This window comes from Xanthomonas vasicola pv. musacearum NCPPB 4379, assembly GCF_000277895.2.
GTDB lineage: Bacteria > Pseudomonadota > Gammaproteobacteria > Xanthomonadales > Xanthomonadaceae > Xanthomonas > Xanthomonas vasicola.
The window spans coordinates 3773250-3788498 of the sequence record NZ_CP034655.1 but is presented as its reverse complement, the minus strand read 5'-3'; the positions used below and the strand labels follow the sequence as shown (position 1 = coordinate 3788498).

The following is a 15249-nucleotide window of genomic DNA, read 5'->3' as shown; positions in this document are numbered from 1 at the left end:
GGCGGCGCATTGGAAGAGCAAGACGCCTGCCGGTATGCACCGGCAGGCTGGAGCAGGCGATGCACGTGCACCGCATTGTTGGCATCAACCGAAATCGAGGGTCTTTTCGAATGCCTTGAGCTCGTGACGGGCCATGGCAAGATTGGCCTTGGCACGGTCCAGCACCACGTACAGGAACAGCGCGCCGTTGCTTTCCAGCGGGCGCAGCAGGTGGTACTGGCGCGCCAGCGTGATCAGGATGTCTTCGATGGTGTCGTTCAACCCGAGTTGTTCGGCGATGCGGCGCTTTGCACGCAGCACTTCGGTATTGCCGGCCGCTGCCAATTCCAGGTTGAGCTCGGCACCGCCGGTCATGCCCAGTGCCATACCGCTGTCGCTATCGACCAGCGCCGCACCGACGAAGCCGGCCAGCGAATGCAGGTGTTCCAGATTGAGTTTTGACACGAGTTGTCCTTACAAACGGTGAGTAATGAGTGCCTTGCGGCATGCACAAACGATGCCAAGCGCTCAGCCTTGCGGCGGCGTCAACACGGTGGCGAGGCGGCCGGCGCAATCGCGCGCGTTGAATAGCAGCGCAGCGGCATTGATGTCGCTACCGCCCACGGCGGTGAGGGTGAGCGGTTTGTCGGCGCGGATGCGGATCAACACCAGCTGCCCCGCACGCGTGCTGATGGTGGCGTAATCGGCCTCTTTCAGACTGGATTCGCGCGCCAGGGTCTCGCCCAGGGTCAGGAACGAATTGGCCATCGCGGCAAGCCGGCGACCGTCCACATCCAGGCTGGATTGCTCGGTAATGGCGCGCCCGTCGGCGGTGGAAAGCATCAACAGACGGATGCCCGGCTCACGCTCAATGGTCTGCGCGAACTCGTGCCCGATACGCTGCAGATCGTAAAAACGCAACGCCCGCGGGACATCGCCCACGGCAGCCTTGACGACCTGGTTGACAGCGTTATTCGGCATGAAATCCCCCTATTGCTTGATGGCCTGAACGCGTGCATGCGTGGCGTGCTGCGCTAGCCGGCGCGCACCATACCACCCGGATCCGAGCAGGCTGTGCTGCCCGCCCGTGTTGCTTAGCTGGGCGGTCACACAGGCAGGATCGGCAAAGTCCGGCGCGCCACAAACTGTCGTGGCACGTCACGGTAGCGGCGCGAAGAGACAGATCTAAACCTCGCGCTTGGTCGCACTGTTCAGGACATGGCCCATACCGTGCTGCGCTGCCGCGCGTCACGGTGCTGACGGGCCACTAGACTGAGCGGCTTTATCGACGCTGGAGCAATGCATGGCAACGCAGTACGTGCCGGTTTCCTTGATCGGCGTTCCCACCGACATCGGAGCGGGCCACCGTGGCGCGCGTATGGGACCGGAGGCGCTACGCATCGCCGGCCTGCAGGAGGCGCTGGTCGGCCGCGGCGTGGAGGTGCGCGACCTGGGCAATCTGGATGGCCCGCGCAATCCCTGGCAGGCACCGCAAGCCGGCTACCGGCATCTGGACGAAGTGGTGGCCTGGAACCAGGCGCTGATGGATGCCAGCTACGCCGAACTGCGTGCCGGACGCATGCCGATCATGCTCGGTGGCGACCATTGCCTGGGCATCGGCTCGATCACGGCGGTGGCCAAGTACTGCCGCGAGCAGGGTCGGCCGTTGCGGGTGCTATGGCTGGATGCGCACTCGGATTTCAACACTAGCGAGGTGACGCCGTCAGGCAATGTGCATGGCATGCCGGTGGCCTGCCTGTGCGGGCTGGGCCCGGAGGCGCTGACCCATCTGGGCGGCAGTGCGCCGGCGTTGTTGCCCGAGCAGGTGCGGCAGATCGGCATCCGCTCGGTGGATCCGGAGGAGAAGCGGCTGATCAAGCAGCACCGCATCGATGTGTACGACATGCGCTACATCGACGAAGCCGGCATGAAGCGCAGCATGGAGGCCGCGCTGCAGGACATGAGCGCCGACACGCACCTGCACGTGAGCTTCGATGTGGACTTCCTCGACCCCAGCATCGCGCCGGGCGTGGGCACCACCGTGCCCGGTGGCCCCAACTACCGCGAGGCGCAGCTGGTGATGGAGATGATCGCCGACACCGGGCGCATGGGGTCACTGGATATCGTCGAACTCAACCCGGTGCTGGACAACCGCAACGCGACCGCCGAATTGGCGGTGGATCTGGTCGAAAGCCTGTTCGGCAAGTCGACGCTGATGCGGGATTGATCCAGTGCTGAACGCGGCGCGCCGCGTTCACATCAAATCCACGGCCGCGCAGTCAGATTTGACGCCAAGCGAGGTGCGCTGGCACCGATACACAACGAGGACGAGCGATGAAGCGACTGCTGACACTGATGGTGCTGGGCCTGTTTTCGGCCGGCGTGATGACGGGCTGCAACACCGTGGCTGGCGCTGGTAAGGACATGCAGGGTGCAGGTGGGAAGGTCGAGAAAACGGCCGAAAAATGCAGCGACGGTAAGTGCTGATCTGTCACCACTGCGTGGCCTGTTGAATTGTTCGATCTGCGGCGACGCGCCGCTTTATCTATGAGGAGTTTGTTATGAAGCGTGCAATTGTGCTGCTGGTGCTGTCGATGTTGTCGGTCGGTATGCTGTCGGGCTGCAACACCGTCGCAGGTGCCGGCAAGGACGTGAAGGGCGCCGGCGAGAAGGTGGAAGACGCAGCGCGTAAGTAATCTGACGCCGCATGTAAACAAAAAAACGGGCCGCAGGGCCCGTTTTTTTTGTGCGCGATCGCACATTAAAAGTGGCCACCGAATACCGCGCGTGATGCAATGCTGACCGATGTTAGGCGGCAACGATTCAGTACCGTGATCGATCGTTTGACACCTGTTGATCAGTCGCAAACATCGCCGTTGTCAATCTGGAGCCACGGTCAATTGAGGCCGCATCAGCGGAGTCATCGCATGAACACTGACATCATTTCCGGCAAGTGGACCCAGTTGAAGGGCAAGGCCCAGGCAAAGTGGGGCGACCTCACCGACGACGATTTCAAGGTTGCCGAAGGCAATGCCGAATATCTGCAAGGCAAGCTGCAGGAGCGGTATGGCTGGGATCGCGATCGCGCCCAGACCGAAGTGCGCGCGTTCGAAAAGTCGTTGCGCGACCAGACCTGATAATGCGCCATCCTGCTGCCGATAGAGGCGAGCAGATTGCAGACGACGGGCCGCCCAGTGCGGCCCGTTTTGCGTTTATGCGTCGCAAGCTGGCCTTCGACCAGGGGGCGGCGGCGATGGCGGGCGTGCGGAACCGCTAAACTTGAGGGCTGATTCCCTGGCATTACGCAGATGACCACTCGTGTCCTTACCGGCATCACCACCTCCGGCACCCCGCATCTGGGCAATTACGTCGGTGCGATCCGCCCGGCTATCCAGGCCAGCGCGGACGCCGATACCGAGAGCTTCTATTTCCTGGCCGATCTGCACAGTCTGATCAAGGCACAGGACCCGGCGCGCACGCAGCGTTCGACGCTGGAAATCGCCGCCACCTGGCTGGCCTGCGGCCTGGACCCGGACAAGGTGTGGTTTTACCGGCAATCCGACGTGCCCGAGACGACCGAGTTGATGTGGCTGCTGACCTGCGTGGCCGGCAAGGGCATCCTCAATCGCGCACACGCCTACAAGGCCGCGGTGGACAAGAACCGCGCCGACGGTGAGGACGAGGATGCCGGTGTGACCGCAGGCTTGTTCATGTACCCGGTGCTGATGGCGGCCGACATCTTGATCTTCAATGCGCAGAAGGTGCCGGTGGGACGCGACCAAATTCAGCACATCGAAATGGCCCGCGATTTTGCGCAGCGCTTCAATCATGTGTACGGGCGCGAGTTTTTTACCTTGCCCGAAGGCGTGATCGATGAGCAGGTCTCCACCTTGCCGGGCCTGGACGGCCGCAAGATGAGCAAGAGCTACAGCAATACGATTCCGCTGTTTGCACCGCGCGAGGAGTTGCGCAAGCTGGTGTTTTCCATCCTCACCGATTCACGTGCGCCGGGCGAGGCGAAAGACACGCAGGGATCGGCGTTGTTTCAGCTGTATCAGGCGTTCGCCTCGCCGCAGGAGTCTGCGGCATTTGCGCAGGCATTTGCCGACGGTATTAGCTGGGGCGATGCCAAGCAGCAGTTGTTCGAACGGATCGATCAGGACATTGCACCGCTGCGCACACGTTACCAAGCGTTGATGGCAGAGCCGGCCAAGATCGAAGCGATTCTGCGCGCCGGCGGTGCACGTCTGCGCGCGCGCTATGCCACCCCGCTGCTGGCCGAGCTGCGCGATGCAGTGGGCCTGCGCGATCTGTCCAGTCAGGCCGGTGCAGCAGTGAGCGAGGTCGGCGAAAAGATCGCGCTGCCGGTGTTCAAGCAATATCGTGAAAGCGATGGCCAGTTCTACTTCAAGTTGAACGATGGCGCGGGTGCACTGCTGTTGCAGAGCGATGGCTTCGCCTCGCCACGCGATGCTGGGCAATTGATCGCGCGGTTGAAACAGGCCGCGCAGGCGAGCGATGTGCAACTGCCGGGCGTGCATGCGCACGTGGATGCGGACGTGATTCTTGCCGCGATGCACGCATTGCGCGACGCATGATCAACACGACGCTGCATGCGTAGCCGTCGCCATGGCCAGCTGCGTTCTGTTGTGCCTGTGGCGAGGTGCACGACAGCGGCGCCAAGCTTGGGCCTACACTGCAGTCTATACAGCCGCCGCGGGGTGCCAATGACAGCGACAGCCGAGTTTAACATCCACACCATCGACACCGGCTTTGGTGGCGTGCAATTTGATGCAGCGTATTTGATTGTCGAAGCGCGACGGGGTGCCTTGATCGACTGCGGCACTTCGCTGTCGGTGCCGCAGATGTTGGCCGCAGTGCAGGCGGCGGGGCTGGTGCCTGCACAGATAGAGTGGTTGATCCTGACCCATGTGCATCTGGATCATGCCGGCGGTGCAGGAGCCTTGTTGCAGCACCTGCCCAATGCGCAGGTGCTCGCGCATCCGCGCGGTGCGCCGCATCTGATTGACCCCACGCGGCTGATTGCCGGTGCCGCCGCAGTGTAGGGCGAGGCGGAAATGGCGCGCAGTTACGGCGTCATCGAGCCGGTGCCGGCCGAGCGTGTGGTCGAGGCGGCCGATGGTCACACCGTGATGTTGGGTGAGCGCGCGCTGCGCACCATTGATACCCCAGGGCATGCACGCCATCATCTGTGCGTGTGGGATGCGCGCAGCCGCAGCTGGTTTACCGGGGATACTTTCGGTCTGTCGTATCGGCAACTGGACAGTGCGCGAGGTGCCTTCATCCTGCCGACCTCTTCGCCGGTGCAATTCGAGCCCGAGGCGATGCTGCAGTCGATTACGCGCCTGATGGACGCCGCACCGGAGGCGATGTATCTCACCCATTACGGCCGTGTCGCATCGCCGGCACCGTTGGCGCAGGCGATGGGCGAACAGATTCATGCGATGACCGAGATTGCGCTGGGCTGCGCGCAACGTCCGGACCGGCATCGCTGCATGGTGGCGGCGTTGACCGAATTGTATTTGGAACGCGCACGCCAACATGGATGCCGGTTGGACGATGCCGCTGTGGAGCGGTTGCTGGCAACGGATATCGAGCTCAATGCGCAAGGGCTGGGCTGTTGGTTGGATCGTGCGGTGCGTACGCGTTAGCGCTCGTGGATCGGCTGATAGCTCTTCTTGAACGCTGTAGCGAATTGTCACGTTGTTCAAAGCCGGTCAGTCGAGTGCGCGGTGCCATCGCCGCTTGCGGGACACGCCGCAAGTACGTCCTTGTAGGCTCGATGGCGGCATTCATGCCGCCAACGGTCCCGCAAGCGGTGAGGACACCGCACCAGGCAGTGCGTCGATGATCTTCTTCAAAGCTGTGCGGTTGCCTGGCTTGAATTGGAAGGCGCATGGGGCACGCAGCTGCAACAACAATGTCCGTGGTGACACGATTGCAAACATGCACGTCGTGCGTTTCGAAGGTCGCTCTCCGCCCCCCTGTGGCCCCTCAACCATGCACGCCGTCCCTGCGATCGACGCATTCTCGCGTCATAGCGCTCCTGCGTTGGCTGCGCGCTTGTAAACTATGTGTCATCTACTTGTTGCAAGGCCTCACCGTGAATCCGATGCGCATCCTGCTGTTGTCCGCCTGCCTGTTTGTGGGAGGTGTGGCGCAGGCCGCCAACGATCTGCCGGGCGGCGGCATCGATGGCGAGGCGTTGTCGCGGCATGTGCGTCTGCTGGCCTCGGACGAATTCGAGGGGCGCGTGCCGGCCAGTGCTGGTGAGCAACGCACGGTCGATTACCTGGTGGAACAGTTCAAGGCGGCCGGGCTGGAGCCAGGTGGCGAGCAGGGCGGCTGGACGCAGGCAGTGCCGCTGGTGCGCGCGCAGGTGGATGGGCCGGTGCGCGCGAGCCTGCATGTCGGTGGTAAGACGCAGACGCTGGTCAATGGCAGCGATGTGACCTTGCAGAGCCTACGCCCGCAGAAGGCGGTCGCGCTGAAGAATGCGCCTGTGGTGTTCGTCGGGTACGGCATCAGCGCGCCCGAGCGGCAGTGGGACGATTACAAGGGCGTAGACCTGCGCGGCAAGATCGCCGTGGTGCTGATCAACGATGCCGATTTCGAATCGCCGCAGCCGGGCGCATTCGACGGCAAGGCCGTGACCTATTACGGGCGTTGGACCTACAAGTACGAAGAGGCGGCGCGGCGCGGCGCGGCCGGTGTGTTGATCGTGCACGAGACTGCGCCAGCGGCATATGGCTGGGCCACGGTGCAGAGCTCGGGCATGTCGCCACTGTTCGACATCGAACGCAGCGATGCCGATGCCAGGGCGCAGCATGTGCCGGTGCGTGGCTGGATGCAGCGTGCGCTGGCGGTGTCGTTGTTCCAGCAGGCGGGCCTGGATTTCGAACAAGCCAAAGTACGTGCGCAGCAGCGCGATTTCGCGCCGGTGGCACTGGGTGATGCGACGTTGTCAGTGGATTTCAAGCTCAAGCGCGAGCGTGTGGTCACGCACAACGTGGTGGCTAAAGTTACCGGCAGCCAGCATCCGGATGAGACGGTGATCTTTTCCGCGCACTGGGATGCGTTCGGTATCGGCAAGGCCGATGCCAGCGGCGACACGATTCGGCGAGGTGCAGTGGACAACGCCACCGGCGTGGCCAGCGTGCTGGAGCTGGCGCGCGTGTTTGCGGCTGGTCCCAAGCCGCAGCGCACGCTGTACTTCATCGCGTTGACGGCCGAAGAAAAGGGTCTGCTTGGCGCCAATTACTACGCGGCGCATCCGCTGGCGCCGTTGGACAAGACCGTGGCCGTGCTCAACATGGAAATGTTCAGCCCCGATGGCCCGACCCGCGACATTGCTTCATGGGGACGTGGCCGCGTGTCGCTGGAAGGCGATCTGGAAACCGCTGCCAAGGCGCGTGGCCGCAGCTATTTGACGGACCCGAATCTGGAAGCGGGCTTCTTCTACCGCGCCGATCATTTTGCGTTCGCGCGCATGGGCGTGCCGGCAATCACTGCAGGCCCCGGCTTGGACATGCTCAACGGCGGCGTCCCTGCCGGCAAGGCATTGCGCGATAAATATTTCGCCGATTGCTACCACCAGCCGTGTGACCGTTGGACCCCGCAATGGGATGCCAGCGGCCATGCCGACGATACAACGCTGGTTTATGACGTGGGCGTAGCGCTGGCCAATGGCCGGCAGTGGCCGAGCTGGCAGGACGGCTCGGAGTTCAAGGCAATCCGCGCCAAGAGCGACGCAGCGCGCAAGTGAGCGCGCAAGAGTGAGAGGGCATCGTGCCCTCGATCAAGGGTCTAAGAGCAGCTAACGAAACGGCTGCGCTGATCGCTAAATGGGCGCAGCTGTTCTATGCGGCACGTGCCACTCGTACGCTGCGATCCTGCGTTCTGTCCACGCGCATCGGACGGCCGCTCGCGACGCTTTGGTCGTCGCTTCCGGTGCGAATGCTGGCGTTGTCGTCAACGCTATCGCATTGAACGCCTAGGTATAGGAGTGCTCTACGACGTGCCGATGTTGCGTTACTTGCCGAGGCCGGCACGCTTGCCCTTGTCGCCCCCGCTGCACGGATAGCGCTTTGCCAGCGCCTGGACGATCAAGCCGGGTGCGGCTTCGTCCTGGCGTGCGTCGGGCAGCGCGCCGATATCGGCGATGATCGCCTGCAGATCCGGTGCGGCAGTTTTCCCCGCCGGCATGCACCACTGGGTGCGATAGCTGGCGCTGGCGACGCCAAGCAGATAAGCGCCAGCGCGGTTGGCCGACAGCATGACCTTGAGTTCGGCTCGCTCCGGCGCGGTGATTTCTGGCGCGAGTGATCCGTCCAGTCCGGCTTCGATCAGCTTGCGTCCGCTGAGTTCCCACGGCTCGGGCGCGCGTGCCATTGCTGTGTTGGCCACTGCGCTCAATGTGGCCAGAGCTAGGCAAAGAAGACGGTGCTGCATATGCACGCTCGGATGCGGTGTGAATTGCACGATACCGCGACCGGCGTGCGGCGTGGGCTTTCGCATGTGCTTTAGAATTGAAGTTTCCGCTGCACTGCCTGGCACTGTTCCGATGTCTTCCTCTCACGATGCTGCCGCGCCTGCGCGCAGCGGGTTAGTTGTTCTCGCCTTGTTGCTGGTCTACGTGGTGTGGGGCTCGACCTATCTGGCGATCCGCTTTGCGCTGGAAGGTGGCGCGCAGCCGCTGACGATGGTGTCCGGCACGCGTTTCATCGTCGCCGGTAGCGTGCTCTACAGCGTGTTGCGCTGGCGCGGTGTGGCTGCGCCCACGCGCGCGCAATGGAAGAACGTGGCGCTGATGGGCGCGGCGTTGGTGCTGTTGGGCAACGGCATGGTGGTGTTGGCCGAGCGCAGCGTGTCCTCCGGTCTTGCTGCCACTGCGGTGGCTTCGGTGCCGTTATGGATGGCCTTGTTCGGTGCATTGCGCGGGCAGCATGCCAGCCGCGGCGAATGGTTGGGCATCGTGATCGGCTTTCTGGGTGTGGTGTGGCTCAACGCCGGTAGCAGTTTGACCGCGACGCCGGGTGGGTTGGTGTTGCTGCTGATCGCGCCCATTGGTTGGGCATTCGGCTCGGTGTGGTCGCGTGGCCGCGATCTGCCTTCGCCGTTCATGACCGCCGCCGGACAGATGCTGTGCGGCGGCGTGCTGCTGGTCAGCACCGGCTTGCTGATTGGCGAGCGCCCGCAGGCATGGCCGAGCGCGCAAGGAGTGTTGGCGGTGGCGTACCTCTGCGTGTTCGGCTCGATCGTGGCGTTTACCGCCTACGTGTGGTTGCTGCATCACGTGCGCCCGGCGCTGGCCGGCAGCTACGCCTACGTCAACCCGGTGATCGCGGTGAGCCTGGGCGCCTGGCTGGGCCATGAGCGCTTCAGCGCGCAGGACATCGGTGCGATGGCGGTGATCCTGGCGGGCGTGTTGGTGGTCACCTTCGCCAAGGCGCGGCGATGAGTACGGTCTCGCCGCAGGAGGCGCGGCGCGGGCTGTTGATCACCGCGTCCACGTTCGTGCTGTGGGGGCTGGTGCCGGTGTATTGGCATCTGCTCAAGGCGGTGCCGTCGCTGCAGATCATTGCCCATCGCATCGTGTGGAGCACGGTGCTGGTGGTGGCATGGCTGCTGGCAACATCGGGCCTGCGCTGGTGGCGCAGCATCGCCGCGCAGCCGCGCGCACTGTGGATGCTGGCCGGCAGCAGCGTGGCGATCGCGTTCAACTGGGGCTTGTACATCTGGTCGATCAACGCCGGGCATGTCATCGAGGCCAGCCTGGGGTACTTCATCAATCCACTGCTGAGCGTCTTGCTGGGCGTGCTGGTGTTGAAAGAGCGCCTGCGGCGCACCCAGTGGGTGGCGGTAGTGTGCGCGGCAGCAGGTGTGCTGTGGCTGACCATCGATGCCGGTGCGCCGCCGTGGATCGCGTTGGGGTTGGCGGTGTCGTTCGGTATTTATGGGCTGCTGCGCAAAGTGGTGGCGGTGGATCCGGTGGCCGGGCTGGGCGTGGAAAGCGTGTATCTGTTCGTGCCAGCGTCGCTGCTGGCAGCCTGGGGCGAGCAGGGCCATGGTGGCGCATTCCTGAGCGGCTGGAACCTGTGCACCGATGCGATGCTGATCTTCGGTGGCGTGGTGACGGCGCTGCCGTTGATCGGCTTCGCTTACGGCGTGCGGCGCATTCCGCTGTCGTTGGTGGGCATCCTGCAATACATCGCGCCAAGCCTGCAGTTGCTGCTGGGCGTGTGGTTCTTCCACGAGCCGTTCGACCAGGGGCGCGCGATTGGCTTCGCCGCGATCTGGGTGGGCTTGCTGTTGTTCGTCGGCGACAGCGTGATGCGTTCGCGGCAGTGGGTCGTGACGCGCTGAGTCAGCGCAGCGCTGCACGCAATACGTGTGGCTTTCATCGGCGCGAATGGTGCGCGTCAGCGCGCCGCGATTGTCGCGCTCAACTCTGCGGCACCACCAGGGGGCTGGCCACCGCCAGCGTGGAAGCGGGCAGCGTCTGCGGCGCGGGACAATGGCTGGGGTCTTGTTGCACCTGCGCCAGCCATTGATCGATCGGCCCGCCGAGCAAATCCAGCCGTAGCGGCAGACTCAAATGATTTTCGCCCGGTAGCTCGACGTAATGTGCACGCGCGCTGGCCAAGGCGAGTGCGCGGCCATGCGCCACTGGAATGTGCTGATCGGCATCGCCATGCAACAGCAGCACGCAGCTGCGCGTGTCGGCCAGGGCGTGTGCGACTTCGACACGGTCCAGGTCCAGCTTGAGCTGGGTGTCGGCCGCTGCAATCACCGCGTCGATATTCTGGTCGGCATAGCGCCAGCGCGCATACGCGGCCACCGCCCGCCCGCGCCACCCGTGCGGCTGGCTGGAAAGCAGGTGCGGCACCATGTCGCGAATACCGCGCCCGGCATTGGCGAAGGATTCCATCGCCACCACGCCGGTGACGCGTGGACCGAGTTTGTCGGCAGTAAACAGCGCGGTGGCCGCGCCGTAGGAAATACCGAACAGATACAGCGGCCCGCGGATTTCGCCGCGCGGTTGCAGCGCATCGAGCACGTCGATGACATCGTCGGATTCGCGCGTGCCGTAGCCGGACGGCCCACCGCCGGAATGACCATGGTTACGCAGGTCGATGGTGACCACGCGGTAGCCGGCCTGTGCCAATTCCAGCGACCAGGGCAGCAGCGAATCGCCATCCATCATCCAGCCGTGCAGCAGTACCACGGTGCCACGCGGTGTCGGCGGCGCAGCGGTCGGGACCTTGAAACTGAAATCCACATCCAGCGCATGCGCCGGGTCGTTGCGCTGACCCCTGTAGCGGTACTGCATGGCGTACTGACCGGGATCGATCGCGCGCCAGAAGATCGGCACGCCATCGCGCGTCACCACATGCCCGCTGCGGTTGGGCACCGTGGCGATGGTGGCGGCGATGCGTTCTTCGTCCAGCAATGGCGAGGTGCCACCGGGCGCAACCAGGCGCTCGCTGAGCGAGGTCGAAGAAGAGGAGCAGCCGGCCAGCCACAGGCAGGCGCAGGCCAGCAGAATCAGGCGCGTCATGGAAAAGATCGATGGATGCAACGGCCAAGCAGGCTACGGGCTGCCCGGCTGGCGCATCTACCGCACTGCAGTGACAAAACGATGACAGTCCGGACTGTGTTCAGCCGCGGCAGCCGGATGCGCTGCTTTGGCTGTCACCAATCCCCATCCCAACTCCCCGATCCCGGGCGGGCGAACGCCCGCCTACACCTCGCGCAAGGCGGTGGTGATCGGCAAACGCGCCGCACGCAGCGCCGGAAACAGACCGCCCACCAAGCCAATACCCAGCGCCCATTTCAGCCCGCTCCACAACAACTCCGGCGAGACCTTGAACTGGAACACCACCTGGCTGAAGTTGTTGCCCAGCGTGGAGACGGTGTAGCCGTTGAACACCGCCCACGCGATCACCCCGCCCAACAGCCCGCCCAACAGGGCCAGCAACATGGTTTCGAGCATCAGCGCCATGATCACCGGCGTGCCGCGAAAACCAATCGCACGCATGGTGGCGATCTCGCGCGCACGTGTGGCCACCGCCGCATACATGGTGTTGAGTGCGCCGAACACCGCGCCCACCGCCATGATTGTGCCGATCACCGTGCCCAAGATGCTGATCAATTTGTTCAAGCCGCCGCCTTGTTTGCCGTAATAGGCGCGGGTGGTTTCCACATCCAGTTTGAGCCGCGGGTCGGCGGCCATGGCGGTCTTGAACGCGCTAAAACCCTGCTTGCCGGTGGTGCGCACGCTGATCGATTGATAGGCGCTGCGGTTGTACGTGGTGGCCAGGGTCTGCGCGTCGGTCCACATCTCCGAATCGTGCGCATCGCCGGAGGCGAACACGCCCACCACGGTCCATTGCTGGCTGCCGAGCGTGAGTGTCTTGCCCAACTCCAATCCGCGAAACTGGTTCAACGCGCCTTTGCCCACCACCATTTCGCGCAGGCCGGTGTTGAAGCGGCGGCCTTGCACAATCTTGATCTTGTCATGTACGGCCCAGGCCTGTTCGCCCACGCCACGCAGTTGCGCGTTGACGTCCGTGCCGTCTGAGCGGGACGCGATGTTCACCACTTGCGAGAGTTCCGGCGACAGCAGCGAGTGGCCGTTGGCGTCGGCGGCGATGCCGGGCAGGCTGCTGATCAGCGGCACCAGGTCGCGGGTGATCACCGAGTTGGTCTCCGCCTGCGAACCGCCGCGCAAGACAATCGCGGTGGTGTCGTCGCCAGTGCTGTTGAGGGTGGCCTGAAAGCCCTGGCCCATCGCCAGCATCGCCACCAGCACGCCGACCACGCCGGCAATGCCGACCACGATCACCGAGCTGGAGCCCCAGCGTTGCGGCAACGTAGCGATGCCGATGCGCGCGGCAGCCAACGAAAGCCGCCCGCTGCGTGTGACCAGCAGCCACACCGCCAGCAATCCGCCGATCGGCAGCAACACCATCCACGGCAGTGCGATCCAGGCAGCCAAGCCGAGCGCCAGCAGCACGGTCGACATCAGGTTGACCCCACGATCTTTCCATTTGCGTTGCATGTGCATGCTCCTGTCAGCGGCCGGCGAGTGCATCGACGATCTTCAAGCGCTGCGCGCGTAACGCCGGCAGCACACCCACCACAATGCCGATACCGGCCATCAACCCGAATGCGACCAGCCAGGTCTGCAGCGGCACGGTCTGGGTTGGCATCAGGCCGCCGCTGCGCGCGGCGACTGCCGGGATCACCAGCGCCGCCAGCCCCATGCCGATCAAACCACCCAGGCCGATCAGCAACATCGATTCCACCATCACCAGACTCAGCACGGTGCGGTCCTGAAAGCCCAGCGTTTTCAGCGTTGCCAGTTCTGGAATGCGCTCGCGCACGGCCTGCGCCATGGTGTTGCCGGTCAGCAGCAACAAGGTAAAAAACACCGCGGCCATGATCGAGGTAACGATCAAGCCGATATCGGCGAACTGCTTGACGAAGGCCTGCTGAAACGCCGATTCTGTCTGCGATTTGGTTTCATGGTCGGAGTTGGCCGACAACGCATCGATCGCCTGCGCCACGCGCGATGCCTGGTCGGCATTGCGCAGCGTCACCGTGTACCAGCTTACCCGGCTCTTGATGTAGTCGTTGGACTCGTCGAAGTATTTCCAGTTCATCATCAACTGGCGTTCCTGATTCGCGGCCACCGTGCGGTCCTTCATGCGGAAGATGCCGACCAGTTTCAGCGGCCAGTCGTTGCTGCCGCCGCGCGGAAAGATGGTGGCCTGCAGCGGGATGGTGTCGCCGATCTTCCAGCCATTTTGCTTGGCCAGGCTTTCGCCAACGATCGCGCCGGTGCGGGTGGTCTGAAATGCCTTGAGCTGATCCTTGGGCAATTCGTATTCGCTGTAGACGTCGAAGAAATTCGGCGCCACCGAGAAGTTGGGGAAGAAGTTCTTCGGGTCGCGATAGATGCCGCCGAACCACATCGCCGAGGTCACATCGCGCACGCCCGGCACGCTGCGGATCTGGTTTTCCAGATTGATCGGCAACGATTGTGTGATCGACAAACGCGAGGCCACCACCAGCCGGTCCACGCCGCTGACGCTGCCGCCGGAGGTGAAGGCTACGCGCACCGAATCGAGCATGCCGAACAATAAGAACGCCGCCACCACCGAAAGCAAGGTCAGCAAGGTGCGGGTCTTGCTGCGGAACAGCTGGGCCCACACCAACGAGAGATACTTCATGGCAGCGCTCCCTTACAGTGCAAGCGGCGCATCGGCCAGCTCGCCCTTGTCCAGATGGATGGTGTGGGTGGCGTATTCGGCGGCCTTGGGGTCGTGGGTGACCATCACGATGGTCTTGCCATGTTCGCGATTGAGCTCCTGCAGCAGGCGCAGGATTTCTTCGGCGTTGTGGCGGTCCAGATCGCCGGTGGGCTCGTCGCAGATCAGGAAGGTGGGGTCGGAGACAATCGCGCGCGCAATCGCCACGCGTTGTTGCTGGCCGCCGGACAATTCGCTGGGCTTGTGGTTGCGACGCTCCTGCAGGCCGACCAGAGTCAATGCGATCTCTGCATTGCGCTTGCGTTGCGCGGCGTTGAGCGAGGTCAGCAACAGCGGCAACTCCACGTTCTTTTGGGCGGTGAGCATCGGCATCAGGTTGTAGAACTGAAACACGAAGCCGACGTGGTGGCTGCGCCAGGTCGCCAGCTGGCCGCCGCTCATGCGGTCGATGCGCTCGCCTTCAATCTCGATCTCGCCACCACTGGGGCTGTCCAGCCCGCCGATCAGGTTGAGCAAGGTGGTCTTGCCCGACCCGGAGGGCCCCATCAACGCCACGAAGTCGCCGCTGGCGATCTCCAGATCGATGCCGTGCAGCACCTGCACCTGCTCGGGGCCGCGTTGGTAGGTCTTGGTGATGTTGCGCAAACTGACGAGAGCGGACATGGCGACTCCTTGCGGTGCAATAGGAAGAGGTGAGAGCAAAGCGACTGCGACTGTCTGATGCGGCGCTGCGGTGACACGACGAGCTGATGTGCAGTGGAGAAGCCTGCGTGTGGCGACACCTCATCGACTGCTACAGCAGCAACGCGCGTTACCGCACACGCTGCCGATGTCTAAAAATGCGTGACTGCCAGAACGCTTGAGGATGTTGAAGCGCAGCGCAACTGCGCATGGGTTGACACAGTCGGTACCGCTTTACGGAAATTTCAAAGCGTTTGCCGCAGCGCGGCGCAGGCGCCAGCGCATCAGTGTT

The 15249-nt window shown here is 63.7% G+C and carries 15 protein-coding genes, 1 other RNA gene and 1 pseudogene; 10 read left to right on the top strand and 7 right to left on the bottom strand.

What is annotated here, in order from left to right:
* Positions 1 to 84 precede the first annotated feature (84 nt).
* Together KWO_RS17520 and KWO_RS17515 are read right to left on the bottom strand one after the other, a co-directional pair.
* A complete protein-coding gene (locus KWO_RS17520; RefSeq protein ID WP_010374881.1) occupies positions 85 to 444 on the bottom strand; it encodes a roadblock/LC7 domain-containing protein in 360 nt (119 codons plus the stop codon).
* 63 nt (positions 445 to 507) lie between these two features.
* Positions 508 to 960, bottom strand: a complete 453-nt coding sequence (locus KWO_RS17515; protein WP_010374879.1) for a roadblock/LC7 domain-containing protein — start codon at positions 958 to 960, stop codon at positions 508 to 510.
* Positions 961 to 1282: 322 nt separating this feature from the next.
* Here KWO_RS17515 and rocF point away from each other — a divergent pair, with 322 nt between their 5' ends.
* The 8 genes and pseudogenes from rocF to KWO_RS17475 all read left to right on the top strand — a co-directional run bounded on the left by rocF (position 1283) and on the right by KWO_RS17475 (position 7943).
* Positions 1283 to 2206, top strand: coding sequence for an arginase (gene rocF / locus KWO_RS17510; protein WP_010379236.1), 924 nt, complete (start codon positions 1283 to 1285; stop codon positions 2204 to 2206).
* Positions 2207 to 2313: 107 nt separating this feature from the next.
* Positions 2314 to 2466, top strand: coding sequence for an entericidin A/B family lipoprotein (locus KWO_RS17505; RefSeq protein WP_010374875.1), 153 nt, complete (start codon positions 2314 to 2316; stop codon positions 2464 to 2466).
* A gap of 74 nt (positions 2467 to 2540) precedes the next feature.
* The gene (locus tag KWO_RS17500) at positions 2541 to 2675 is read left to right on the top strand and encodes an entericidin A/B family lipoprotein (RefSeq protein ID WP_010374872.1); all 135 of its coding nucleotides are present in this window, start codon (positions 2541 to 2543) and stop codon (positions 2673 to 2675) included.
* Between the two features lie 231 nt (positions 2676 to 2906).
* Positions 2907 to 3116, top strand: a complete 210-nt coding sequence (locus tag KWO_RS17495; RefSeq protein WP_010374870.1) for a CsbD family protein — start codon at positions 2907 to 2909, stop codon at positions 3114 to 3116.
* A gap of 171 nt (positions 3117 to 3287) precedes the next feature.
* Positions 3288 to 4577 carry a tryptophan--tRNA ligase gene (locus tag KWO_RS17490; RefSeq protein ID WP_010379241.1) on the top strand — a complete coding sequence of 430 codons (1290 nt, stop codon included), beginning with the start codon at positions 3288 to 3290 and terminating at the stop codon, positions 4575 to 4577.
* A 129-nt stretch (positions 4578 to 4706) separates the two neighbouring features.
* Positions 4707 to 5651, top strand: a pseudogene (locus KWO_RS17485) (MBL fold metallo-hydrolase).
* A gap of 461 nt (positions 5652 to 6112) precedes the next feature.
* A complete protein-coding gene (locus KWO_RS17480) occupies positions 6113 to 7765 on the top strand; it encodes a M28 family metallopeptidase (protein ID WP_010379246.1) in 1653 nt (550 codons plus the stop codon).
* A 103-nt stretch (positions 7766 to 7868) separates the two neighbouring features.
* A non-coding RNA gene (locus KWO_RS17475) (sX9 sRNA) lies at positions 7869 to 7943 on the top strand.
* 88 nt (positions 7944 to 8031) lie between these two features.
* On the opposite strand, the gene KWO_RS17470 is transcribed toward KWO_RS17475, so the two are convergent.
* Positions 8032 to 8484 carry a Rap1a/Tai family immunity protein gene (locus KWO_RS17470; protein WP_026112171.1) on the bottom strand — a complete coding sequence of 151 codons (453 nt, stop codon included), beginning with the start codon at positions 8482 to 8484 and terminating at the stop codon, positions 8032 to 8034.
* Between the two features lie 31 nt (positions 8485 to 8515).
* Here KWO_RS17470 and yedA point away from each other — a divergent pair, with 31 nt between their 5' ends.
* The gene (gene yedA / locus KWO_RS17465; RefSeq protein WP_026113203.1) at positions 8516 to 9460 is read left to right on the top strand and encodes a drug/metabolite exporter YedA; all 945 of its coding nucleotides are present in this window, start codon (positions 8516 to 8518) and stop codon (positions 9458 to 9460) included.
* Positions 9457 to 10365 (top strand): EamA family transporter RarD, encoded by a 909-nt coding sequence (gene rarD, locus KWO_RS17460; RefSeq protein ID WP_010374858.1) that lies wholly within the window; start codon positions 9457 to 9459, stop codon positions 10363 to 10365. The genes yedA and rarD overlap by 4 nt, the downstream gene beginning before the upstream one ends.
* A gap of 79 nt (positions 10366 to 10444) precedes the next feature.
* Here rarD and KWO_RS17455 read toward each other — a convergent pair whose 3' ends face one another.
* The 4 genes from KWO_RS17455 to KWO_RS17440 form a co-directional block, all read right to left on the bottom strand.
* On the bottom strand, positions 10445 to 11560 hold the full coding sequence (locus KWO_RS17455; RefSeq protein ID WP_010379254.1) for an alpha/beta hydrolase family protein: 1116 nt from the start codon (positions 11558 to 11560) through the stop codon (positions 10445 to 10447).
* Between the two features lie 183 nt (positions 11561 to 11743).
* The gene (locus KWO_RS17450; RefSeq protein WP_017114246.1) at positions 11744 to 13063 is read right to left on the bottom strand and encodes an ABC transporter permease; all 1320 of its coding nucleotides are present in this window, start codon (positions 13061 to 13063) and stop codon (positions 11744 to 11746) included.
* Positions 13064 to 13076: 13 nt separating this feature from the next.
* The gene (locus KWO_RS17445) at positions 13077 to 14237 is read right to left on the bottom strand and encodes an ABC transporter permease (protein WP_010374852.1); all 1161 of its coding nucleotides are present in this window, start codon (positions 14235 to 14237) and stop codon (positions 13077 to 13079) included.
* A 12-nt stretch (positions 14238 to 14249) separates the two neighbouring features.
* Positions 14250 to 14939 carry an ABC transporter ATP-binding protein gene (locus KWO_RS17440; protein WP_010374850.1) on the bottom strand — a complete coding sequence of 230 codons (690 nt, stop codon included), beginning with the start codon at positions 14937 to 14939 and terminating at the stop codon, positions 14250 to 14252.
* Positions 14940 to 15249: the final 310 nt, after the last annotated feature.

What these genes read in the sequence shown, in the direction of transcription:
- KWO_RS17515 (WP_010374879.1), bottom strand. Translation starts at nt 960, where the DNA reads ATGCCGAATAACGCTGTCAACCAGGTCGTCAAGGCTGCCGTGGGCGAT.
- rocF (WP_010379236.1), top strand. Translation starts at nt 1,283, where the DNA reads ATGGCAACGCAGTACGTGCCGGTTTCCTTGATCGGCGTTCCCACCGAC.
- KWO_RS17505 (WP_010374875.1), top strand. Translation starts at nt 2,314, where the DNA reads ATGAAGCGACTGCTGACACTGATGGTGCTGGGCCTGTTTTCGGCCGGC.
- KWO_RS17500 (WP_010374872.1), top strand. Translation starts at nt 2,541, where the DNA reads ATGAAGCGTGCAATTGTGCTGCTGGTGCTGTCGATGTTGTCGGTCGGT.
- KWO_RS17495 (WP_010374870.1), top strand. Translation starts at nt 2,907, where the DNA reads ATGAACACTGACATCATTTCCGGCAAGTGGACCCAGTTGAAGGGCAAG.
- KWO_RS17490 (WP_010379241.1), top strand. Translation starts at nt 3,288, where the DNA reads ATGACCACTCGTGTCCTTACCGGCATCACCACCTCCGGCACCCCGCAT.
- KWO_RS17480 (WP_010379246.1), top strand. Translation starts at nt 6,113, where the DNA reads ATGCGCATCCTGCTGTTGTCCGCCTGCCTGTTTGTGGGAGGTGTGGCG.
- yedA (WP_026113203.1), top strand. Translation starts at nt 8,516, where the DNA reads ATGTGCTTTAGAATTGAAGTTTCCGCTGCACTGCCTGGCACTGTTCCG.
- rarD (WP_010374858.1), top strand. Translation starts at nt 9,457, where the DNA reads ATGAGTACGGTCTCGCCGCAGGAGGCGCGGCGCGGGCTGTTGATCACC.
- KWO_RS17455 (WP_010379254.1), bottom strand. Translation starts at nt 11,560, where the DNA reads ATGACGCGCCTGATTCTGCTGGCCTGCGCCTGCCTGTGGCTGGCCGGC.
- KWO_RS17450 (WP_017114246.1), bottom strand. Translation starts at nt 13,063, where the DNA reads ATGCAACGCAAATGGAAAGATCGTGGGGTCAACCTGATGTCGACCGTG.
- KWO_RS17445 (WP_010374852.1), bottom strand. Translation starts at nt 14,237, where the DNA reads ATGAAGTATCTCTCGTTGGTGTGGGCCCAGCTGTTCCGCAGCAAGACC.
- KWO_RS17440 (WP_010374850.1), bottom strand. Translation starts at nt 14,939, where the DNA reads ATGTCCGCTCTCGTCAGTTTGCGCAACATCACCAAGACCTACCAACGC.